Below are 22,729 nucleotides of genomic sequence, written 5' to 3'. Positions count from 1 at the left end.
ACCGAGCGCAACGCAAGAGGACGTCTGACATGACCACGATTACCCGTTTCGCACCGTCGCCGACCGGTTGGCTGCACATCGGCAACCTGCGCGCCGCCTTGTTCAACTATGCCATCGCGCGGCAAAATGGCGGCACATTCATCCTGCGGATCGATGATACGGATCAGGAACGGTCCAAGCCGGAATACAAGGAAGGCGTGCGCGACGTTCTGACGTGGCTGGGCATCAACTGGGACGATACCGTCGCGCAATCCGACCGGCTGGACCGCTATAACGCGGCCCGCGACCAGTTGATCGCGGACGGGCGGTTGTACGAATGTTTCGAAACCCCTGTCGAACTGGATCTCAAGCGCAAGAAGCAGCTGAACATGGGCAAGCCGCCGGTCTATGACCGCGCGGCGCTGTCACTGACAGAGGCGCAGAAACAGGCATACCGTAATGAGGGACGCCGGCCGCACTGGCGGTTCAAGCTGGATCTTGAACGGGTCGAATGGGACGATGGCATCATGGGGCCGATCAGCATTGATTGTACGTCAGTCAGTGATCCGGTGCTGATCAAGGAAACGGGTCAGATCCTTTATACCTTTGCGTCGCCGGTCGATGACGTTGACATGAAAATCACCGACATCGTGCGCGGGTCCGACCATGTGACGAATACCGCGACGCAGATCCAGATCATGCGGGCGCTGGGTGGCAGCGTGCCGCGTTTCGCGCATCACAGCCTGTTGACCGGACCGCAGGGCGAGGCGCTGTCAAAACGACTGGGAACGCTGGCATTGCGCGATCTGCGCGCGCAGGGCATCGCGGCCGAGGCAGTGTTGTCGCTGATGGCACGCCTGGGATCGTCGCAGCCGGTGGTGCTGGTGGACGGCATTGACGACGTGGTGAAGGGGTTCGATATCGGAACCTTTGGTTCAGCCCCGACGAAATTCGATTTCGAAGATCTATGGCCGCTGACGGCCCGCCATCTGGCCCGGCTGGAGGCATCGGACGTGGCTGAGACGCTGGAGGCCGCAGGCGTGCCTGCCGACCTGCAACCTGCGTTCTGGAATGCCGTCAAAGGCAATGTGACCAAACTGGATGACGTGGCCCCCTGGTGGGTGCTGTTCCGCGATGGCGGCACAGCGGTGGTCGCCGACGAGGATCGTGATTTCGCAGCGCAGGCTTTTGATCTGCTGGACGATCCGCCCTACGCGGCGGACACGTGGTCTGATTGGACGGGGCGGGTCAAGGATGCGACGGGCCGCAAGGGCAAACAGCTGTTCATGCCGCTGCGGTTGGCCGTGACAGGCCAGGCGCGCGGGCCGGAAATGGCCGATGTGATGCCATTGCTGCAAAAGAAACCGACACTCTGAGATTACAAGCTGGGATGGAAAAAGCCGCCCTGTTGCCAGGGCGGCTTTTTCGTGGGTCATTCGCGGGCGCGCAGCACGCGTGCGGGGCGCGCCCAAAGCGGGCGTATGGCAAAGCCCAGACCTGCGACAAGCGACACTGCGATGCCGCCGCCCACGATCCACAGGGCGTTGGACCAGATCACGGTATAATCGTTTTCCATGATGAATGTTTGCACGGCCCAGCCGCCCAGGATTCCCGCAGCGAGTGCAACAATACCCGCAGACAGGCCCAGAAGGGCGGAGCGGAGCGCAAAGCTGAGCAGGATCGTCGCCCGCGAGGCCCCGATCGTTTTCAAAACCGCGGCCTCGAACGTGCGGGCTCGTTCGCCTGCGGCCGCCGCGCCGATCAGCACGAGAAATCCGGTGATCAGGGTTGCAAGTGCCCCATAGCGGGTCGCGGCAGTAATGCCTTCGACCAGGACGGCCACACGGTCGATGGCATCACGAATGCGGATCGCCGTGATGTTGGGGTAGGCGTTTGCCAGATCACGCAGGATCGGTGCCTCTGATTCCGGGGTTGCATAGACGGTGGAAATCCAGCTGTGGGGCGCACCGGCCAGCGCCGTTTCATTCATGGCAAGCACAAAGCCTATGCCGGCGTCCTCCCATGAGACCTCGCGGAAGCTGGTGACGGTGCCGGTGATGTCGCGGCCCAGGACGTTGACCGTCATGGTGTCGCCCAGTTGCAGGCCGATTTCGGCGGCCTCCTCGGCGGCAAAGCTGATTTGCGGCGTGCCAGCGTAGTCGTCCGGCCACCATGTGCCTGCGGTCACGGTCGTTCCGTCCGGCATGGCACCTGCGTAGGTGATGCCGCGGTCGCCGCGCACGACCCAATGGCCGTCGGCGAATTCTTCGGCAGGGATATCGTTGATGCGGGTGATGATGCCGCGCAGCATGGGCGCGGTATCGACCTGGCTGACCGCCGGATTGTCGGCCAGTTGCGCACGGAAACCGTCGATCTGGTCAGGCTGAATATCGACAAAGAAATAGCTGGGTGCGATTTCCGGAAGATCCGAATTGAAGGCCTGTCGGAGGTTGCCGTCGATCTGCCCGATCGCCGCCAGCACTGACAGCCCCAGCCCGAGCGACAGCACGACAGATGTGCTTTCGCCGCCGCGTGCACCGATGCTGGCAAGGGCCGCGCGCAGGGCGGGCCTGCCGCGGGCGACAATGCGCAAACGGCGCGCGATCCAGCGGATCAGGGCAGCGGCAAGGACCAGCAGCAAGAGCGCGCCAAATATGCCGCCCGCCGTCCAAAGCGTCAGCCAGGCTGTGCCGGAAAACAGGATCGCAAGGCCGAGCAAGAGTGCCACCAGCGCGACCGTTGCCACGAGATACGGCCAGCGCGGCAGGGTGTTTCCGCTGGCAAAGGCGTCCCGGAACAGGGTTGCTGCGCGGATCTGTTCGGTACGTGCCAGCGGCCAGAGGGTAAAGATCAGTGCGGCAAGGACGCCATAGATCGCGGCCTCTGCCAATGGGGCAGGGGCTACGGTGAAATCTGCGGGCACCGGCAGAGATGCCTCGATCAGGGGGGCAAGCATCAGGGGAATGCCGCCACCCAGCACCAGACCGATTGCGATACCCAGCAAGGTCAGAGCCCCGATTTGCAGAAAATAGGTCAGAAAGATCGTGCCACGTGTCGCGCCCAGCGTCTTGAGCGTTGCAATCGTTCCCGTTTTGCCGCCCAGATAGGCGCGCACGGCAGAGCTGACGCCGACACCGCCCACGGCGAGGCCCGACAGGCCGATCAGGATCAGAAACGCGCCGATACGGTCGACAAAACGCGCGGTGCCGCCGGCCCCGTTGCGGCTGTCACGCCAGCGCAGGCCTGTGTCGCGGAACCGGCTTTCGGCCTGCGTTTCAAGTGCGGCAAGGTCAGCCCCGGCGGGCAAGAGCATGCGGTAGTCGGTGTCGAACAACGTGCCCTGCGCCAGCAGGCCAGCGTCAGAGAGACTGTCTGTCAGAACGATGCTGCGTGGCCCGAGTGAAAATCCGCCGCTGCCGTTGTCGGGATAGCTGTCCAGCACGGCGGTGAACACGAATTCCTGTGTCCCGAGCCGAAAGGTGTCGCCGGGCGACAGGCCCAATCGGTCAGCCAGAACACGTTCCATGACACCACCGGGGCGCGTGTCGTCGCCGGCCAACGCCTCTGCCAGCGGAATGGGCGGGTCAAGTGTGACGCTGCCGATCAGCGGATAGGCCGCATCCACGGCGCGGATCTGCGTCAGCGCGCGGTCGTCACCCACAACAGCCATGGAACGGAAATCAGCCGTTTCCGATACCTGTGTCGCGATACTGTCAAAAAAGGCGCGTTCTTCATCCGTGGCAAAGCGATAGGTCAATGTGGCCTCGGCGTCGCCGCCCAGCAGGGCTGCACCCTGTTCGGCCAGACCTGCCTCGATCCCTGCGCGGACGGTGCCAACGGCGGCGATGGCCGCAACACCGAGGGCGAGACAGGCGAGAAAGACGCGGAACCCGCGCAGACCGCCGCGCAGTTCACGGCGGGCGAAACGTATCGCGAGCGTCAGACTCATGCTGACAGCCGCCCGTCGCGCAGCGGAATGACACGGTCGCAGCGGTCTGCCAGATCAGGCGCATGGGTGACCATGATCAGCGTGGCCCCGTGACGGTCACGCAGTCCGAACAAAAGGTCGATGATCGCGGCACCGGTTGTGGCATCAAGGTTGCCCGTCGGTTCATCCGCAAGAAGAATGCGGGGCCGCGGGGCGGATGCACGGGCGAGGGCCACGCGCTGCTGTTCGCCACCCGACAATTGTGATGGATAGTGGTTCATGCGTGTTTCCAGCCCGACGGCCACCAGTTCGGCCTGCGCCCTGTCGAATGCATCAGCCACCCCGGCCAGTTCGAGGGGGGTCGCTACGTTTTCCAATGCAGTCATTGTCGGGATCAGGTGGAAAGACTGGAACACCACACCCATATTATTGCGACGGAACCGGGCCAGTTGATCCTCTGACATGTCGGTCAGTTGCGCATCTAGGGCCGTGATACGACCGGCGGTGGCCTGTTCGAGGCCACCCATCACCATGAGGAGCGACGATTTGCCAGAACCACTTGGACCGATCAGGCCCAACGTCTCACCGCTTGTGACGTCGAGCGAAATGTCGTGGAGAATATCGACCTTGCCTGCATTTCCGTCGAGCGACAGCGAAACATTGGACAACGAAAGGACGGGTTCGGGCATGTGGGTCAGCTTTCTGCGTTGGTCTCCTTGTGGATATGGGGCGGCGCGCACTATCCGCAACGCTGCGATCATGTGCTTTTTGGCCACACCGGTTCTGGCAGAGCCGATCACCATCGCCGCATTGGGTGACAGCCTGACGGCAGGCTACGGATTGCCCACCGCAGAGGGATTCGTGCCGCAAATGCAGGCCTGGCTGGATGAGCAGGGGGCGGATGTGACGTTGATCAACGCTGGCGTGTCAGGCGATACCACGGCGGGCGGTTTGTCTCGGCTGGACTGGACGCTGACGCCGGATGTGGACGGGGTCATCGTGGCACTGGGCGGCAACGATTTTCTGCGCGGCCTTGATCCTGCGACTTCGGAGGCGAACCTGGATGCCATTCTGGACGGGGCGGCAGCGCGTGACGTGCCTGCGATGTTGGTTGGTCTACGGGCAGGTGCCAATTACGGACCTGAGTATCAATCCGCGTTCAACGGCATGTTTGAAGATCTGGCAGAGGCGCGGAACATCCCGCTGGTGTCTGATTGGTTCGCCGCGATACAGGGTGCGTCAGGGATCAATACCGACGCGCTGCAATCAGATGGAATTCACCCGAATGCCCAAGGCGTGAGCCTGATTGTCGAAGAGATGGGACCAGCCATCCTGGAATTCGCAGAAAGCCTGGCCCCGGATTGATAAGCTGCCCCACGGGGCAGCCTCGCATCAATCTGCGAGCGAAAGGTTCACGGCGCTTTCGCGGCCGTCGCGTCCCGCCTCGATGTCAAAGCTGACCTTTTGATTGTCCGCAAGACCCGTCAGGCCAGAGCGTTCAACCGCAGAGATGTGGACGAAAATATCCTTGGAGCCGCCATCGGGTGCAATAAATCCGTACCCTTTGGTCGTGTTAAACCATTTCACAGTGCCAGTGGCCATGGTGTCGTTCCTTATGTCAATCGCCGCTCGCGGACGTGCAGCAGCCCGGCCCGTCAGAGCTGGTTCGAACGAGGTCGACAGAAGTAACGTAGCACCACCGAGTATGTGGCGTGCCGGCGCTAAATCAACAATTTTTTGGAGGGGACCCGATTTCGGCAGGGTTTGGGCCGGTCGGGATGCGCGTCAGGCGCGCATCCCACTGTTCTGAACGCTTATGCCAGCGCCAGGTTCACAGCCGATTCGCGGCCGTCGCGGCCAGCTTCGATGTCGAACGTGACCTTCTGGTCGTCGTTCAGGCCGTTCAGGCCGGAACGCTCAACAGCGGAGATGTGGACGAAAACGTCCTTGGAGCCGCCATCGGGAGCGATGAAGCCGAAGCCTTTGGTTGCGTTGAACCATTTCACGGTGCCAGTAGCCATGTGAATATTCCTTCATAAGTGTCCGCCCACAGGATTGCGACGGGGTGGCGTAGTCAGTGCATCGAGAGCGCTGTCGCCGTATGAAGGAGAACAGTGGGGTCGAGATGGTAACGTCTGCACGGACGCGTATGGGGCAGTTGGCCCACAAAAGCAAGGGTTGTGTTGGGACCGGCATTTCTTTGCGCATCCGGTCTGACGGTGACCTGGGTATGGTCCGAACCCACTGTGCATTCGCGGTCTGCTTGTCGCGTCAAATGGCCGTGGCAGCCCAAGGCGTCATGCAGAGGTTGACCCTGTGACCTGCGGGGGCGCAGGTCACAGGTCACATCTGGTCATATCTTAGCGCGTGAACTTCTTGTGCTTCATCCGCTTGGGTTCCATCGCGTCGGCACCAAGACGGCGCTTCTTGTCTTCTTCGTAATCCTCGAAGTTGCCCTGGAACCATTCGACATGGGCGTCGCCCTCGAAGGCGAGGATATGGGTGCAGAGGCGGTCGAGGAAGAAGCGGTCGTGGCTGATGATCACGGCGCAACCGGCAAAGTTGGACAAAGCGTCCTCGAGCGCGCGGAGGGTTTCCACGTCGAGGTCGTTGGTCGGTTCGTCGAGGAGCAGGACATTGCCGCCGGATTTCAGCAGTTTGGCCATGTGGACGCGGTTGCGTTCACCACCCGACAGCAAGCCGACCTTTTTCTGCTGGTCGCCGCCCTTGAAGTTGAAGGCCGAGCAATAGGCGCGGGAGTTCATCTGCGCATCGCCCAGCGCGATGATCTCGGCGCCGCCGGTGATTTCCTCCCAGACGGTGGCATCTGGTGAAAGCGCATCACGCGACTGATCAACGTAGGACAGTTTGACCGTGTCGCCGTAGGTGACAGAGCCTTCGTCGGGTTCCAGCTGACCTGTCAGCATCGAGAAGAGGGTGGATTTACCGGCCCCGTTGGGACCGATCACGCCGACGATGCCACCGGGGGGCAGGTCAAAGGACAGGCCTTCGACCAGCAGCTTGTCACCCATGCCTTTTTTCAGGTTCTCGACCTCGATCACCTTGGACCCAAGGCGCGGGCCGTTGGGGATGATGATCTGGGCGCGACCGACCTGATCGCGTTCCGACTGGCTGGCAAGGTCGTTGTAGGCACTGATCCGGGCCTTGGACTTGGCCTGACGCGCCTTGGCGCCCTGGCGCATCCATTCGAGTTCGCGTTCCAGTGTCTTTTGCTTGGACTTGTCCTCTTTGGCCTCTTTTTCCAGCCGCTTGGCCTTGGCTTCCAGCCAGCTGGAATAATTGCCTTCGTGCGGGATACCCGAACCGCGGTCCAGTTCCAGAATCCAGCCCGTGATCGCATCAAGGAAATAGCGGTCGTGGGTGACAATCAGAATCGTGCCCTTGTAGTCGATCAGGTGCTGCTGGAGCCAAGCGATGGTTTCGGCGTCGAGGTGGTTAGTCGGTTCGTCCAGCAGCAGCATGTCGGGCGCTTCGAGCAGGAGTTTGCACAGCGCGACACGGCGTTTTTCACCGCCGGACAGGGTGGTGACGTCGGCATCATCCGGCGGGCAGCGCAGGGCCTCCATGCTGACGTCGATCTGCGCATCGAGGTCCCAGAGGTTCTGCGCGTCGATCTCGTCTTGCAGTTTTGCCATCTCGTCCGCGGTTTCGTCGGAGTAGTTCATGGCAAGCTCGTTATACTTGTCCAGAACCGCCTTTTTCGCGGCAACGCCCAGCATGACGTTTTCACGCACGGTCAGGTTCGCGTCCAGTTCGGGTTCCTGCGGCAGGTAGCCAACCTTTGCGCCTTCGGCGGCCCATGCCTCGCCTGCGAAATCCTTGTCCTGGCCTGCCATGATGCGCATCAGGGTCGATTTACCGGTGCCGTTGACACCGACGACACCGATTTTCACCCCTGGGAGAAAGTTCAGGCGGATGTTTTCAAATACCTTTTTCCCGCCGGGATAGGTCTTGGACACGCCGTCCATAAAGTAAACGAACTGATAGCTGGCCATGGGTGCACCGCGTTTTGGATGTGTAAATTCGGCATCGTCTTACCTGTCGGGGGGCGGCGGGGCAATCAAAGACGCGCGTGGTTGATCTTGTCACGGGGATTGCATTTCGATTTACCGGTTGCTGCAAGAGAGAGGGCGTTTGTGAGGCAGGGTTGGCCAGTCGCGCGCAGGGGGCAGCGCATCGGTTTGCTGGGCGGGTCGTTCGATCCTGCCCACGCCGGACACGCGCATCTGACGCGTCAGGCGCTGATGCGGTTCGGGCTGGATCAGGTCTGGTGGCTGGTCAGTCCGGGTAATCCCCTGAAACAGCATGGTCCTGCGCCATTGTCGCAGCGGGTCGAACAGGCTCGGGCCTTGATGCAGCATCCACGGGTCAGGATCACGGCACTGGAAGCGCAAATGCAGACGCGGTTCACCGCCCAGACGTTGCGCGGGTTGATCGCGCGCTATCCGGGCGTGCGTTTCGTATGGCTGATGGGGGCCGACAATCTGGTGCAGTTCGATCAGTGGCAGGACTGGCGCTGGATCATGAACACCGTGCCGGTCGGTGTGCTGGCGCGGCCGGGTGATCGCATATCGGCCCGTCTGAGCAAGGCTGCGCGAATCTATCAGTCGGCGCGGATCCCGGCGACTGCATCACAAATGTTGCCGCACAAGGACGCCCCGGCATGGTGTTTCGTCAATATGCCAATGATCCGTTTGTCGTCATCGGCAATCCGTGCACGGGCGTCTGGCGCGGAAGTGACCGGCAGCGTGTTGCCCGGTGTGGTCAAAGGTGGCTAGTTACCGCGCATGAGTAGTGGATCACATCTGACGCGGCGTGCCCTGATTGCATCAATGCTGGCCGGAGGGGCCGGTGCCGCCTTTGCTGCGCCAACGCAAACCTTGCGGCCAGTTCTGCGGCCAGATGCGCAAATTCAGGGCGAGGCGCTTTTGTCTGCGCGGCCGATGTTGCGCAGAACGGCGGCTGATCTGATCCGCGAGGCAGGTCTGGATGGGCAGACCGGATTTGTCATCGCGGATACCGTGACGGGTCAGGTCCTGGAGGCGGTCGATCCTGACACGGCACGGCCACCTGCCAGCGTGACCAAGGCGATTTCCGCGCTTTATGCCGTCGAGTCGCTTGGTGCCGACTACCGGTTTGGGACTCGCCTGGTCGGGACAGGGCCAGTCGTTGATGGCGTCTTGCAGGGCGACCTGATTCTGGCGGGCGGGGGCGATCCGACACTGGCGACCGATGACCTGGCGGGTCTGGTCGCACAGTTGGTGGCGGCGGGTATCACAGGGATCGACGGTCGGTTTCTGGTTTGGGACGGTGCGTTGCCGGGGGTCAAGGAAATCGAACCCGGTCAGTTGGACCAACTCAGCTACAATCCGTCCCTGGGTGGCCTGAATCTGAATTTTAACCGCGTCATGTTCGAGTGGGCACGCACCGCGAATGGTTATGACATAACGATGGATGCACGCAGCGACAGTCTGCGCCCGCCTGTGACCGCGGCGCGCATGCGGGTCGTGGATCGGTCTTCGCCAATCTATACCTACGCAGAGGGTGCCGATTTTGACGATTGGACCGTGGCGCGCCGGGCCTTGGGCGGGTCAGGGTCGCGGTGGCTGCCGGTCCGGTTTCCAGCGATCTATGCGGCTGAGGTGCTTCAGGTGCTGGCCGCCGGGTCCGGGATCGTGCTGCCAAGAGGCACGCTGACAGACACACAGCCCGAGGGTGCAAATTTGGCAGTGCATGAAAGCGCGCAGCTGGACGATGTTGCGCGTGGCATGATGCGGTTTTCCACGAATCTGACAGCCGAGGTGCTGGGCATGACGGCCACTGCCGCGCGTCAGGGCGCGCCGTTGCCGATGCGCCTGTCGGCCGCGCGGATGGCGGAATGGGTCGCCGAACGGACCGGGGCTGTTGCACGATTTGCGGATCATTCCGGTTTGACGGATCAGAATGAAATCAGCGCCTCTGAAATGGTTGCGTTTCTGGGGGCCACCGGTGTGAAATCCACACTGGAGCCGCTGATGCGTGACGTTGTGATGGTCGATGACAGTCGACGCGCGCTGGACGGCTTTCCGGGTGCTGTTCGCGCCAAGACAGGGACATTGAATTTCGTTTCGGCGCTGGCGGGATATGCGACCACTGCACAGGGCCGGTCACTGAGTTTCGCGATATTTTCCAATGACCCGGAGGCACGCGAACAATCCAAGTTGTCACTGGATGAAGCGCCGGCCGGGACCGCTGCATACAACGGTCGGGCAAAACGGTTGCAGCAGAAGCTGCTGCAACGGTGGCTGATCCTCGGAGACATGACCGGCTGATCAAATCCGGGTCATCGTTACGTCCGGTCCAACAACTTAATTGAAAAGACGCGGAACCAATCGCGTCCCTTTGCCGTTCGATTGGTGAAGAAAGCGACAATTTGTCGCCGCCGAAATCAAGGAAGAAAAAATGAAAGCCGTACTTGGTATTATCGCCGCAATCGTCTTGGTCGTGGTCATCTATCTGCTGTTTTTCATGGTTGATGTGGAACAGACCCAGGAAGGCCAGCTGCCTGACGTCGATGTCAGTGTCGAAGGCGGCCAGCTGCCTGAAGCAGATGTCGAAATGGGCGACGTCGAAGTGGACAGCACGACCGTTGAAGTGCCGACACTGGACGTTCAGTCCCCCGAAGAGGAAGAAGCCGAGACAACCGGCAACTAAACCTTGCAACCTGATGCAAAAGGCCCGGTCAGTGACCGGGCCTTTTCGTTTAGAGGGTCATGTGCCGTGCACGCGCGCCACGTTCGATTGCAGCCGCATGCAGACGGTCCAACGCCAGTTCATAGCGGATTTCCTCGAGCATGCGGGTTTCTGTTTCACCGATCGCGCCGTCGGCAGCCGCAACATCGCATGACAATGCGTAGGCCGTTTCATAAAGCCGTTCGGGCAGGGCGTCGCGGATCAGTCCAAACAGGGCCTCCAGCCCGTCTTCCTGATCCAGCAGATCGAAAACGGTCTGCGTCAGACGCGGCAGCCGTTCTGCATCGAAACCCGAGAAAACCGGAAGGTTGTTGATCGCGCTGTTGATCTTGATCAATTCGGACGTCTGGATGTTTGCGTCCGACGCCGAGACAGCGATCATGAGGGCGGCAAGCGCGTCCTGCGCGGTCATCGTATCGGCTGACATGGTATCCCCTTTCGCGTGCGTATGAATGGCATTTATTGACGCCAAGCCCCCCTCGCAATAGTGAGGCGCCTGCATCACCGCAACCCGCTGTGACTACAAGAGAGACCAACCATGAGCACATTCCGTGACGCTGCAATGACATCGAAGGCCTGGCCGTTCGAGGAGGCACGTCGGGTGCTCAAACGGTACGAGAAGAAGGACCCCGAAAAAGGCTATGTCCTGTTCGAGACAGGCTATGGGCCGTCCGGTCTGCCGCACATCGGAACATTCGGAGAAGTGGGCCGGACAACCATGGTGCGTCGCGCCTTTGAGGTCATCAGCGACATCCCGACAAAGTTGCTGTGTTTTTCCGATGACATGGATGGGATGCGCAAGATCCCAGGCAATGTCCCGGATCCTGCGGCGTTGGAACCCTACATGCAGCGTCCGCTGACTGCGGTGCCGGATCCGTTCGGGACGCATGGCAGCTTTGGCGCGCACATGAACGCGCGATTGAACAATTTTCTCGATACATTCGGGTTCGAATACGAATTCGCCAGTTCGACGGAATATTACCAATCCGGCAAGATGGACGAGATTCTGCTGCGTAGCGCTGCGCGCTATGACGACATCATGAAGATCATGCTGAAGTCCCTGCGAGAGGAGCGTCAGGAAACCTATTCGATCTTTCTGCCGATCAGCCCGGCGACCGGGCGTGTTCTGTATGTCCCAATGAAGGAGGTGACGCCGGATGGCATGATCACCTTTACCGATGAGGACGGCACCGATGTCACGTTGCTGGTCACGGGCGGCAATGTGAAATTGCAGTGGAAGCCCGATTTTGGCGCGCGCTGGGCTGCGCTGGATGTCGATTTCGAGATGTACGGCAAGGATCACGCCGCCAACACGCCGATCTATGACGGGATCTGCCGGGTCTTGGGCGGACGCGCGCCCGAGCATTTCACCTACGAGCTGTTTCTGGACGATCAGGGCCACAAGATTTCCAAGACCAGCGGCAACGGCCTGACGATCGACGAGTGGCTGACCTATGCGGCGACGGAAACGCTGAGCTATTTCATGTACCTCAAGCCCAAGACCGCAAAGCGCATGCATTTCGATGTGATCCCCAAGGCAGTGGATGAATATCACCAGCAGTTGCGGGCCTATGCCGATCAAGACGAGGCTGCGCGCCTGAACAATCCGGTGTTCCATATTCACGGCCACAACGTGCCCGCGTCCGATATGGTAGTGCCGTTTTCCATGTTGCTGAATCTGGCCAGCGTGTCGGGCGCAGAGGACAAGGAAACGTTGTGGGGGTTTATCCAGCGCTATGCACCAGAGGCAAGCGCCGCAACGCATCCGCAACTGGATCAGGCAGCCGGGTTCGCGGTGCAGTATTACAATGATTTCGTCAAACCCAAGAAAGTCTATCGCGCGGCTGATGCGCGTGAAGAAGCAGCTTTGGATGATCTGGTGCAACGGCTGCGTCAGTGGGACGGAGGTCTGGATGCCGAAGGGTTGCAGTCAGAGGTCTTTGCGGTTGGCAAGGCGCATGGGTTCGAGCCACTGCGAGACTGGTTCACAGCCCTGTACGAGATTTTGCTGGGTGCCAGTCAGGGGCCACGGTTCGGCGGGTTTATCGCGCTATATGGTGTGGATGAGACGATCGCCCTGATCGAGACGGCCTTGCGCGGCGATTTGCAGCAAGGCTGACGGACGAAACCCTTTGGCGATTTCCACCGTGTCTGATTTGATATTGGACACGGGGGATAGTGTCATGCGCATTAAATTGATGGCGGTTCTGATGGTTGGTGCTTTGGCCGGGCCAGTGCAGGCACAGGTCACGCCACCACCCGAGGCACCTGAAACCGCTGTGCAGGGCATTGAGGACGTCATTGCAAACCAGTTGGATGCCTTGCGCGATCGCAATGTTGATCTTGCATTCACCTATGCCAGTCCCATGATCCAGCGTCTGTTCGGCGGGCCAGAAAACTTTGGCCGGATGGTCAGTCAGGGTTATCCGATGGTCTGGAACAATGCGTCGTCGCGTTTTGTCGCCCAGCAAGATCTGGGTGCCCGCATCCTGCAACAGGTGATGATACAGGATGCAACGGGCGGGCTGCACATGCTGGAATATGCGATGATACAGGTGGATGGTGCCTGGAAGACCGACGGCGTGTCCGTGCTGCCGCTGCCCGATGTCGGGGTCTAGTGTTGCCGTTCATGCGTGCGGTCCACACGGGTCTGATTAACGTCCCATAACCTATTGCCTGCGTGACGACCGGGTCGATCCGGCTTGCGCAAAGGATAGGTTATGAACAAGGCAATTACCGACGGAATCGTGTTTCAGCCGCTGCCGTTTGCGGCGGGCCTCTCGGTCTGGTCAAGCGGCGACGGCACCCCCGGCAGCGATACATATGCCACCAGCGGGACAGGTGTATTCGTGCCATCGGATCAGGATTTCGGCGGCTGTCTGGAAATTCAGAAAACCAGCACCGTCCAGAACCTGCGCTACATGGCCGAGACACCGCTGTTGCGCGGGTGCTATCTGCGGATCACGGCGCGGGTCAAGGCGGTGGCGGGTCCCCTGCCTGCCGTGCGGGTTGCGGGTTATGCCGGTGTGGCAGGTGGCGGGGCGGCCAATGTTCCGGTCACGACAGGGCCGCAGACGCAGCTGACCCGCTATGGCGAGGTTGTTGAAATCAGCGCCATTGTCGGGACAGGCGCGCGCGCCGGCGTCGATCTGGTCTGGCTGGACGCCATCTATGGCCACTTTGGCATTGATCTGGTCGGTCCATCCGGCGGTCTGGTGCGGATTGATGATATCGTGATCGAGGATTTCACGGTCGCGTTCCTGCGGGACCTGATGTCGATGGTCGATGTGCGCGACTACGGTGGCAGGGGCGATGGAATAACCGACGATTCCGCTGCCTTCGAGGCGGCTGACAGTGCGGCGCAGGGGCGTGAAATCCTGGTCCCGGCAGGTGTCTATCATCTGGAAAACGACGTCAGCATTCAAAGCAAGATCCGGTTCGAGGGGACAGTGACCCAGCCTGACGACCGCCGTTTTATCCTTCAGAACGGCTATGATCTGCGCGCCTATGTCGAGGCATTTGGTGACGAGGAACAGGCGTTCAGAAAAGCCTATCAGGCCCTGCTGAATTTCTCGGACCATGAATCGCTGGATATGTGCGGGATCAGGGTGACGCTGAACGGGCCGCTTGACATGCAGGGCTGCGATCCGACGCGGCAGGTGTTCGCGACACGCCGCGTCGTGCGCAACGGTCAGTTTCAGCCTGCGAATACCACCGCCTGGGATACGGATGTGGTGACTTCGGCCGGGACCTATAGCCGAAGTGCCGACACACGGCTGACGAACGTGACAAATATCGCAAATATTCAGCTGGGGTCACTGGTGAGCGGGGCCGGCGTCGGCCGTGAAGTCTATGTGCGTGCGATCAACGTCGGTGCCCGTACCCTGGAGCTGAGCCAGCCGCTGCATGATGCTGTCGGATCGCAGACCTTTACCTTTACCCGGTTCAAGTATCTTCTGGATTTCTCGGGCTACGCCGATCTTGCGCAGTTCGTGTTGGACGACATCGAGTTTCAGTGCGCAGGACTGGCTAGCGGCATCCTGATGGCACCCGAGGGGCTGACGTTTCACGTCCGCGATTGTTTCATTACCCGGCCAAAGGATCGCGGGATCACCTCTCCGGGTCGGGGCTGTCAGGGCATGATGATCGACCGTTGCCAGTTCAATTCGAACGAGCAGGGGCTGCGGGTTCAGGATCGTACAACAATCGCGCTGAATACAAACGCCGAGGACGTCAAGATCCGCGACAATCGCTGCGCGCTGTTCAAGCATTTCGCCGTGATCGGTGGCGGTGGTACGACGATCACGGCAAACCATTGGTTCAATGGCGATAGCGTCATGGGCGGCGTGCGCGTTGCCGGGTTGATTTTCGCAACACCCAACTGTCGGTCTGTCGTGACAGGCAACTATATCGACAACGGCTGGATCGAGTGGACGAACGAATACGAATCCGAGCCTGAATTCGCGAACCAGTTTTCCTTTGGCGGACTGACGATTACCGGCAATCATTTCATCGCGCTGAACGCCACGACCGGGTTCAATTTTCTGCGGATCAAGCCCTATGGGCCCGGTCATTTCGTCCAGGGGTTTTCGATGACGGGGAATGTGTTCCGCGCCGTGAATGGCAAGATCGACCGGATGGAAGGGATCGACACCACATTCGCGGGATTGGATCTGACCCGGATGCGACAGATCACGATCGACGCGAATACCTACAATGGCATTGAGGAGCCGGTCTATAATCCGGCATCGCTGATCCATACGCAAAACACGGCGGCGTCAAACTGGATCGCACGCACAGACCCGCACCTGCCGTTCAAGGGGCATGCCCGCACGATTGACGGCCTTGCGATGGTGCAGGCCTTGCGGACCGGCGACGGGGCGAATGTCAATGACATGCCGTGGGTCGAAACCAGCTACAGCAACGACAACCGCGATTTGCGTTTTGCGTTCGAACGCAGCGTTCGCGGCGCTGTGCGCTATACCGTGCGGATGGACAATCCGGTGTGACACTAAAATTGAAGCCAGGTCTCGATCTTGAGCGCGCTGCCGCGATCCCCCGTCAGGGCATGAACCGAACCGAGATTGACCCTGTAGCGTTCGTTGATGGTGTAGATCAGGGTCGGGCTGACCTTGGCATAATGGTCGTCTGAAAACCCTTGTCCTGTCTGCACCTGAAGGGTCGTGGTCCATCGGTCGGACCACGACCGCCCCCATGTGAAATCGGCTTTGGGCCGAAAGGCCTGGTCGATTGCGTCGTAGGTGATGTTTCCGTCAAACGCGAGCCAGCCATTGGGTGTCGACTGCCCCAGTGACAACCCGATGCGGGTCAGCAATTCCTCGCTGTCGTCGGCATTGCGACGGTATCCGATGCCAAAGGACAACATGGATTTGAGGTCGGCATCGGGGCTGTTCGCAGGAATGGCGGCAAAACTGAAGGCGGAATAAATGCGCCCCTTGTCGGCTGAGTAAAAATCGAGACCGACGGTCAGGTCTGGACGCAGACCATATTCGACATAGAGCGTCGGGTCATAGTGGACCGGCAGTTCCGCGCCGTCGGACAGCAGGAAATTCCCGCCTGCCGCAATAAAGGTATGACCTTCTTCGCGTGGCCACGGGCCCGCGTGGGCCGCTGATTGCAGGCCCATAAGACAGGACACCCAGATCAGCAGGATTTTCATCACCATTCTCCGTCTGGCGACGATCACGGATCAGGGTTAACTTTGCGTTAACGCGGCATTAAATGTCCGCGTTCCTCCCGCGTATCCACAATCGCAGAGCATAGGCCGGATATGCAAAAAGCTCTCTGATCGTCTGGCGCAGTATGGTGCGCGGGTGCCCGCCGCGCAGACTGGGCGACATGGTCGTTGCATTGAAACCTAGGTGTCTGGCGGTCAGTCGCGCACGGGGTGCGTGGGTCCGGTCGGTCACGATGATGACTGTCCGGGTCTCCGGGCCCAACAGTTTTCGGGAAAAACCGAGATTTTCCAGTGTTGTTGTGGATTTGCCTTCTTGGATGATGGCCTTGGCGGGCACGTTTTGCGATATCAGGATTTCGGTGATTGCCATTGCCTCGGTTGGCGGGTGCAGGCCCAACCCGCCTGTGGCAACGATCAGTGGAGCATGCCCAGCATGAAACAGGGCCGCCGCATGGCGCGCCCGCCGTTGCAGGGTTGGTGACGGACCGCCTGCCCAGACGGCCGCGCCAAGGACGATGATGGCATCCGCCACGGGCCGCGCGTTGTAATTAACTTTACACACTTTGGTCAAATCGATCCCGGTTGTTTACAAGAGGTGCGATGCTCTGGCACCGCCCGCTTGGATTCCCTACGCTCTTGCCCATGATGACGCGAAGTCGAACGACCGCAACCGGGGAACAGCCGGGAGGAGTGCGGGCACTACAAAGGGGGGAAACCTGACATGGCCGACAACGACAAGACCTATGCACCCAGCGCGGAAATGGCTGCCGGTGCCCATGCAGACCGCGCCACATACGAGGCGATGTATGCGGCCTCGGTCGCGGATCCCGATGCGTTCTGGGGTGAGCATGGCAAGCGGCTGGACTGGATGACACCCTATACCAAGGTCAAGAACACCAGTTTTGCCCCCGGCAATATCGACATCAGGTGGTTCGAGGACGGCAGCCTGAATGTTGCGGCCAATTGCATTGATCGTCATCTGGCAACACGCGGCACACAGACGGCGATCATCTGGGAACCCGATGATGCCGAAGCTGGGGCGCAGCACATCACCTATCAGCAGTTGCACGCGCATGTGTCGAAATTCGCCAACGTCCTCAAGGAGATGGGCGTGGGCAAGGGGGATCGGGTCGTGATCTACCTGCCGATGATCCCGCAGGCGGCCTATGCGATGCTGGCCTGTGCGCGGATCGGTGCGATCCATTCGGTCGTCTTTGCGGGTTTTTCGGCGGATGCACTGGCAGCGCGCGTCAATGGATCAGAGGCCAAGGTCGTGATCACCGCTGACGAGGCCCCGCGCGGCGGCAGGAACACCCCGTTGAAGGTCAACGCCGACAAGGCATTCGAAAAGGTGACCGTCGATTCCAAGATGCTGGTGGTCAAGCGGACGGGAGGCGACATCGCCATGACCGCAGGGCGCGATGTCTGGCTGCACGAAATGGAAGAAACCGTCAGTGCCGATTGCCCGCCCGAAGAGATGAACGCAGAAGACCCGCTTTTCATTCTCTACACCTCTGGCTCGACCGGCCAGCCAAAGGGCGTCGTGCATTCCACCGGTGGCTATCTGGTCTATGCCAGCATGACGCACCAATACACCTTCGACTATCACGATGGCGACGTGTTCTGGTGCACGGCGGATGTGGGCTGGGTGACCGGCCACAGCTATATCGTTTATGGCCCGCTGGCGAACGGGGCGACCACCCTCATGTTCGAAGGCGTGCCGACCTATCCCGATGCGGGCCGGTTCTGGCAGGTCTGTCAAGAGCACAAGGTCAACCAGTTCTATACGGCGCCCACGGCCATCCGGGCGCTGATGGGCAAGGGGAACGCCTTTGTCGAAAAATACGACCTGAGCGCGCTCAAGGTGCTGGGAACCGTCGGCGAACCGATCAACCCTGAGGCGTGGAACTGGTACAACGACGTCGTCGGCGGCGGGAATGTGCCCATCGTCGATACCTGGTGGCAGACGGAAACCGGGGGGCATCTGCTGACGCCGCTGCCCGGTGCAACGCCGACCAAGCCGGGGTCTGCAACGCTGCCGTTCTTTGGTGTGAAACCCGTGGTGCTGGAACCAGAATCCGGCAAGGAAATCACCACCACCGAGGCCGAAGGCGTGCTGGCGATTGCCGACAGCTGGCCCAGCCAGATGCGCACGATCTGGGGCGATCACGACCGGTTCGAAATGACCTATTTCAGCCAGTACAAGGATATGTTCTTTTCCGGCGATGGCTGCCGTCGCGACGCCGACGGCTATTACTGGATCACGGGCCGCGTGGATGACGTGATCAACGTGTCAGGCCACCGCATGGGCACAGCAGAAGTCGAAAGCGCACTGGTCGCCCATACGGCCGTGAACGAGGCCGCAGTGGTCGGTTATCCCCACGACATCAAGGGGCAGGGCATCTACGCCTATGTGTCGCTGATGGCAGGTCAGGACCCGTCAGAAGAGCTGCGCAAGGAGCTGTCCGACTGGGTCCGCGCGGAGATCGGGCCGATTGCCAAACCGGACCTGATCCAGTTCGCGCCGGGCCTGCCGAAAACGCGATCCGGCAAGATCATGCGCCGTATCCTGCGCAAGATTGCGGAAAACGACTATGGTGCGCTGGGTGATACCTCGACCCTCGCAGAACCAGAGGTGGTGGATGATCTGATCGCCAACCGGATGAACAAGGGCTGACGGCTCTGGCCCCCGCCCGGCGGGTGGGGGCCTATGACGGCGATCTGTCCGCTGCGGCGGGCCAGCCGCTCAGCCCGATGACACCCAGTTCACGGACCAGTTTGCGGCGCATCGCTGTCTCGTAATCGGCAAAGCTGTTGGCGACCTCGACGAATGCGCCGGGACCACGGATGACCTCGTTGGTGTAGAACGGGATCAGATTGACCTCGCCCTCGAAATCGGCGGCATTCACGACCAGCCCATTGACCGTGACGTCGCCCAAGGGAAAGGCGTCATAGGCCTCGATCGGGCCGAACCCTTCGTTGTTGATACCGTCGCCTGCCATGTCGATCGTCTGGAACAGGCAGCGCGGGCCGTTTTGCAGCACCGTCGCCGCATGGCCCAGCGCGTGACCCATGGCCGTCGGAAAATCGTTGTGGCTGCGGATGCTGGACGACACGGCAGCCGCGACTGCGTCCAGATCACCCGGCGTTTCGATCATCCGCCAATCGCTAAGCGCCACCTGATTGTAGCGGCCCGACCATTCAAAAACATAGAGCGCGACCGGATCGGATGAGGCAAAGAATGCCGCCTGCACCTCGGGTGCGATCAGGGCCGCGGCAAGCCCCTGACGTTGCAACGCATCCTCGGTCGCATCGACCGAGGATGACACGTCGATGGCCAGAACCAGCGCCAGCCGGCAGGCCTCGGCGGGGGCCGCCGCAAGGGACAGCCCTGCGATCAGTCCCCGCATCATCACCAGTGCCCGGTGTTTTCCATGCTCTTCCACGGCTCGGCCGGCGGCAGGGCATCGCCGTCCTGCAACAGCTCGACCGAGATGTTATCGGGCGAGCGCACGAATGCCATGTTGCCGTCGCGGGGCGGACGGTTGATCGTTACGCCGTTGTCCATCAGGTGCTGGCACATCTCGTAGATGTTGGGCACGCTATAGGCCAGATGGCCGAAATGGCGGCTGTCGTCGGGCAGGGCGTCGTCGCCGTCCCAATTGTAGGTCAGCTCCACCGGACAATCCTCGTCGCCCTCGGCCGCCATGAAGATCAGGGAAAAGCGTCCGCCCTCGTCATCGCGGCGGCGAATTTCGCGCAATCCCAACAGGTTGAAAAACGCCATCGTTTTTTCCAGGTCCTTCACGCGGACCATGGTGTGCAGATATTTCACGGGCATCTCAGGCCTTCCTTTGTTCTGTGTCTGCCACGAAACCTAGTGCCATGTGGCCGGGTGTCACGCCTCAGAATGCAGAACGCAGATCAAACCCCAGGCTGATGTATTCGCGGTCGAACAGCGCATTGTCAGAGCTCGTCTTGCTGATTTCCAGCGTGCCGACAGGCTGGAACCCGTAGTATTCCACCTGACTGAATTGCGCCGTGGCACGCGCATCCACCGTCAGGTCATCGCGGGGCCCGGCATTCAGACGCGAGAAATCATAGGCGCGGTTTTCGACCGACAGGCCAAAACCCAGACGCACACCATAGACGGGTTCCGACAGGTCGTAATCAACGCCTGCCCGGATCGCGGTGTAGTCCCGTTCGACGTTGTCGGACACGCTGATCCGGTCGTCGATCGAAAACGTCACAAGATCACCGCGGTCCAGAACATAGCTGTAGCGCGCCCCGAACCGGTAGCTCATCACGTCGTCGAAACTGTCCTCGGCAATCTGTTTCTGGACACCCGCAATCAGGCGCAACCGTGAACGGTCACTGGTCGCCAGGGATTGCGCCACGCTTGCGTCCACGAAATCCTGATAAGGGTCGCCACCATACCAACTGGTGCCGATCCGCGCCGACAGCGTGGTCGGCAACAGGTCGGGTGCCAGTCTGACCCGGTGGGTCAGTCCGAACGACAACTGCACAAAGGCATAGTCGCTGCCCTTGATATCGCGCAAGGCGTCGGCGCTGGGGATGTCGCCTGTCGCGTCCTCCAGCCGGGCTTCTGCCTCCAGGTCGTCCTTGGCGTCCTGGCTCAGGGTGTAGGTGGTCCCGTCGACGCTCACGTCGAAAAATGTCGCTGACGTTTCGCTTTCACGCAGGCGATAGCGGGCGGTCGCACCCAGGTTGTAGGCCAGACCTGACAGGGCCTGCGCATCGCGTGACAATGTCAGCGCGAACGGCAGCCCCAGCAAAAACGCCTCTTGGGATTGAGAGCCGTTGTTGATGTTGGACGATGGCCGGATCCCGAACGACAGGTCCAGCGACAGTGGATTGCGGTTCCGCACAAAGGCATAGTCTTCGGCCACACCCTCGGCGGTTTCGGTGTCCGGTGCGTATTGGCGGGCACGCCGCAGCCAGAACTGGGCGCGGCTGTCGTTGTTCTGTTCGACATGGGCGCGGGCCACGATGCGGGCGGCGACATAGGCTTCGACGTCGGTTGTGGACGCGCTATAGGCGCGCGCACCCAGCGCGACCGCATCCGCTGGCCTGTTTTGCGCCGTGGCGATCCGCGCGGCCGTAATCAGCGCGGTCACGTCCCGGTCGTCACGCGCCAGCAAGGCATCCAATACGGATTGCGACGCGGCCAGGTCGCCTGCATTTGCCAGCTCAATCGCCAGTGCGCGCGTCTCGTCCGCGGTCAGTTCCACGTTCTGCGCATGGGCGGCAGTGGTCTGCAATGCCGCAACCACGGCGAGGGCGGACAGACAATGGGACAGTCGTGTCATCGGTACAGGATCACGCCGCCGGTTTCTTGCGCGGTGATCCCTTCGAACCGGGGATCCTCTGATTCCAGCACCACAACACCGACGATTTCGCCGCCCGATCCGCTGGTCGTATCGCCAGCGATGATCCCTGTGAATTTTCCGCCTTCGTACGGTTCCAGCACGCCGGACTCGTTCAGTATGAAATTCTGCAGTTCGACTTCGATTTCGCCTGCGGTGCTTAGCGATTTGCTGCCCTCGACGACAATGATCGGCACATTCGGGTCCTGCAGATCGTCAGGGCCCGTCCCGGTCACAATCCGCACACCATTTTCGTCAAAGAACCGGCGGTTCGTGATTGCACCTTTGACCGCGTCATTGGCGTTGAAGTCTTCGAAATCAATGTCGATGCTCATCTGACCTGTGACATATTCAAGCTCTGACCGTGCCGGGGCGAAAACCCTGACCCCGGCGTAGTCGCCTGAAAATGTCGCCTGTCCCTCGTTTGGCAGGACGGTGCCGCCGTTGCGTTCATAGACATAGCCACCAAACCCATAGCCTGCGTAGCCGCCGGTCCGCACGATGGCAAAACTGGTGCGCGGATCACCATCGACCCGGTTCTTGCTGACACCATAAAGTGCGACATAGGGCACGATCTGGCTGACGGGATCACCCGTCAGGAAATCGCGAACCGTCGCGTCGGCCTCGTAGACGCGCGTGGTGCCAAGCGTGGCAAGCGCACCGGTCTTGCGCGTATAGACGTTTTCACCATCAAACCCGAGGTTGTCGACACTGAACGTATCGTTTGCAGCATTGTAGGAGACATCGGTCACCAGACCGCCGCCCTGGCTGTTGCGCGCCTCGAACCGGAAAATGTCAGACGATGCGCTGACATCCTCGGTGCCGGGGGGCAGGTCAAGGTCGTCATCGTCCGCGACCTGCGCGTCCGATTGCACGTCTTCAAAGAGGGGCTGGCCGTCACCGCATGCGGCAAGCCACGCCAGTGCAGAGACTGTCGTCAAGAATCGGGTCATGGTCGCACACCTGCTCAGGTCGTTTTTGTTG

At 60.7% G+C, this 22,729-nt stretch carries 21 protein-coding genes; 9 read left to right on the top strand and 12 right to left on the bottom strand.

Going from position 1 to position 22,729, the window contains the following annotated elements; translation table 11 throughout:
* Positions 1 to 29 precede the first annotated feature (29 nt).
* Positions 30 to 1,355: a glutamate--tRNA ligase gene (gltX, locus tag AN189_RS12110; protein ID WP_056036174.1), complete on the top strand. Its 1,326-nt coding sequence runs from the start codon at positions 30 to 32 to the stop codon at positions 1,353 to 1,355.
* A gap of 56 nt (positions 1,356 to 1,411) precedes the next feature.
* On the opposite strand, the gene AN189_RS12105 is transcribed toward gltX, so the two are convergent.
* Both AN189_RS12105 and AN189_RS12100 read right to left on the bottom strand, forming a co-directional pair.
* Positions 1,412 to 3,928: an ABC transporter permease gene (locus AN189_RS12105; protein ID WP_056036171.1), complete on the bottom strand. Its 2,517-nt coding sequence runs from the start codon at positions 3,926 to 3,928 to the stop codon at positions 1,412 to 1,414.
* The gene (locus AN189_RS12100; RefSeq protein ID WP_056036168.1) at positions 3,925 to 4,596 is read right to left on the bottom strand and encodes an ABC transporter ATP-binding protein; all 672 of its coding nucleotides are present in this window, start codon (positions 4,594 to 4,596) and stop codon (positions 3,925 to 3,927) included. Before AN189_RS12100 ends, AN189_RS12105 begins: the two co-directional genes overlap by 4 nt.
* Before the next feature lie 70 nt (positions 4,597 to 4,666).
* Between AN189_RS12100 and AN189_RS12095 the strand changes: the two genes are divergently transcribed.
* Positions 4,667 to 5,272, top strand: coding sequence for an arylesterase (locus AN189_RS12095; RefSeq protein WP_253279613.1), 606 nt, complete (start codon positions 4,667 to 4,669; stop codon positions 5,270 to 5,272).
* Positions 5,273 to 5,299: 27 nt separating this feature from the next.
* On the opposite strand, the gene AN189_RS12090 is transcribed toward AN189_RS12095, so the two are convergent.
* From AN189_RS12090 to ettA, 3 genes are all read right to left on the bottom strand, one after another.
* Entirely contained in the window at positions 5,300 to 5,509 is a 210-nt protein-coding gene (locus AN189_RS12090) for a cold-shock protein (RefSeq protein WP_056036161.1), read from the bottom strand.
* A gap of 212 nt (positions 5,510 to 5,721) precedes the next feature.
* On the bottom strand, positions 5,722 to 5,928 hold the full coding sequence (locus AN189_RS12085) for a cold-shock protein (RefSeq protein WP_056036158.1): 207 nt from the start codon (positions 5,926 to 5,928) through the stop codon (positions 5,722 to 5,724).
* Positions 5,929 to 6,267: 339 nt separating this feature from the next.
* On the bottom strand, positions 6,268 to 7,923 hold the full coding sequence (gene ettA, locus AN189_RS12075) for an energy-dependent translational throttle protein EttA (RefSeq protein WP_056036152.1): 1,656 nt from the start codon (positions 7,921 to 7,923) through the stop codon (positions 6,268 to 6,270).
* Between the two features lie 141 nt (positions 7,924 to 8,064).
* Between ettA and AN189_RS12070 the strand changes: the two genes are divergently transcribed.
* The 3 genes from AN189_RS12070 (at position 8,065) to AN189_RS12060 (ending at position 10,621) form a co-directional block, all read left to right on the top strand.
* Positions 8,065 to 8,706, top strand: a complete 642-nt coding sequence (locus AN189_RS12070) for a nicotinate-nucleotide adenylyltransferase (RefSeq protein ID WP_056036149.1) — start codon at positions 8,065 to 8,067, stop codon at positions 8,704 to 8,706.
* Positions 8,707 to 8,715: 9 nt separating this feature from the next.
* Positions 8,716 to 10,239 (top strand): D-alanyl-D-alanine carboxypeptidase/D-alanyl-D-alanine-endopeptidase, encoded by a 1,524-nt coding sequence (gene dacB, locus AN189_RS12065; RefSeq protein WP_056036146.1) that lies wholly within the window; start codon positions 8,716 to 8,718, stop codon positions 10,237 to 10,239.
* 130 nt (positions 10,240 to 10,369) lie between these two features.
* Complete coding sequence (locus AN189_RS12060) at positions 10,370 to 10,621, top strand: hypothetical protein (RefSeq protein ID WP_056036144.1); 252 nt, start codon at positions 10,370 to 10,372, stop codon at positions 10,619 to 10,621.
* Positions 10,622 to 10,670: 49 nt separating this feature from the next.
* Here the strand turns inward: AN189_RS12060 and AN189_RS12055 are convergent, their stop codons facing one another.
* Positions 10,671 to 11,087: a tellurite resistance TerB family protein gene (locus AN189_RS12055; RefSeq protein ID WP_056036141.1), complete on the bottom strand. Its 417-nt coding sequence runs from the start codon at positions 11,085 to 11,087 to the stop codon at positions 10,671 to 10,673.
* Between the two features lie 111 nt (positions 11,088 to 11,198).
* Here AN189_RS12055 and AN189_RS12050 point away from each other — a divergent pair, with 111 nt between their 5' ends.
* From AN189_RS12050 to AN189_RS12040, 3 genes are all read left to right on the top strand, one after another.
* Entirely contained in the window at positions 11,199 to 12,779 is a 1,581-nt protein-coding gene (locus AN189_RS12050; protein ID WP_056036139.1) for a lysine--tRNA ligase, read from the top strand.
* A 64-nt stretch (positions 12,780 to 12,843) separates the two neighbouring features.
* Positions 12,844 to 13,278: a DUF4864 domain-containing protein gene (locus tag AN189_RS12045; protein WP_083484388.1), complete on the top strand. Its 435-nt coding sequence runs from the start codon at positions 12,844 to 12,846 to the stop codon at positions 13,276 to 13,278.
* A 102-nt stretch (positions 13,279 to 13,380) separates the two neighbouring features.
* Positions 13,381 to 15,669 carry a glycosyl hydrolase family 28-related protein gene (locus tag AN189_RS12040; protein WP_056036136.1) on the top strand — a complete coding sequence of 763 codons (2,289 nt, stop codon included), beginning with the start codon at positions 13,381 to 13,383 and terminating at the stop codon, positions 15,667 to 15,669.
* A 2-nt stretch (positions 15,670 to 15,671) separates the two neighbouring features.
* Here AN189_RS12040 and AN189_RS12035 read toward each other — a convergent pair whose 3' ends face one another.
* A complete protein-coding gene (locus AN189_RS12035; protein ID WP_157057470.1) occupies positions 15,672 to 16,340 on the bottom strand; it encodes a hypothetical protein in 669 nt (222 codons plus the stop codon).
* Positions 16,341 to 16,398: 58 nt separating this feature from the next.
* Positions 16,399 to 16,920 (bottom strand): YdcF family protein, encoded by a 522-nt coding sequence (locus AN189_RS12030; RefSeq protein ID WP_253279612.1) that lies wholly within the window; start codon positions 16,918 to 16,920, stop codon positions 16,399 to 16,401.
* A gap of 159 nt (positions 16,921 to 17,079) precedes the next feature.
* Between AN189_RS12030 and acs the strand changes: the two genes are divergently transcribed.
* Complete coding sequence (gene acs, locus AN189_RS12025; RefSeq protein WP_056036128.1) at positions 17,080 to 19,035, top strand: acetate--CoA ligase; 1,956 nt, start codon at positions 17,080 to 17,082, stop codon at positions 19,033 to 19,035.
* Between the two features lie 31 nt (positions 19,036 to 19,066).
* Here acs and AN189_RS12020 read toward each other — a convergent pair whose 3' ends face one another.
* The 4 genes from AN189_RS12020 to AN189_RS12005 all read right to left on the bottom strand — a co-directional run bounded on the left by AN189_RS12020 (position 19,067) and on the right by AN189_RS12005 (position 22,698).
* Positions 19,067 to 19,771 carry a DUF1194 domain-containing protein gene (locus tag AN189_RS12020; protein ID WP_056036125.1) on the bottom strand — a complete coding sequence of 235 codons (705 nt, stop codon included), beginning with the start codon at positions 19,769 to 19,771 and terminating at the stop codon, positions 19,067 to 19,069.
* On the bottom strand, positions 19,771 to 20,199 hold the full coding sequence (locus tag AN189_RS12015; RefSeq protein ID WP_056036122.1) for a VOC family protein: 429 nt from the start codon (positions 20,197 to 20,199) through the stop codon (positions 19,771 to 19,773). Before AN189_RS12015 ends, AN189_RS12020 begins: the two co-directional genes overlap by 1 nt.
* A 64-nt stretch (positions 20,200 to 20,263) precedes the next feature.
* Positions 20,264 to 21,688, bottom strand: coding sequence for a hypothetical protein (locus AN189_RS12010; protein ID WP_056036119.1), 1,425 nt, complete (start codon positions 21,686 to 21,688; stop codon positions 20,264 to 20,266).
* The gene (locus AN189_RS12005; protein WP_056036116.1) at positions 21,685 to 22,698 is read right to left on the bottom strand and encodes a hypothetical protein; all 1,014 of its coding nucleotides are present in this window, start codon (positions 22,696 to 22,698) and stop codon (positions 21,685 to 21,687) included. The genes AN189_RS12010 and AN189_RS12005 overlap by 4 nt, the downstream gene beginning before the upstream one ends.
* Positions 22,699 to 22,729 lie beyond the last annotated feature (31 nt).

This window comes from Loktanella sp. 3ANDIMAR09, from assembly GCF_001420005.1.
Taxonomy (GTDB): Bacteria; Pseudomonadota; Alphaproteobacteria; order Rhodobacterales; family Rhodobacteraceae; genus Loktanella.
This window is presented reverse-complemented; position numbering and strand designations above follow the sequence as displayed.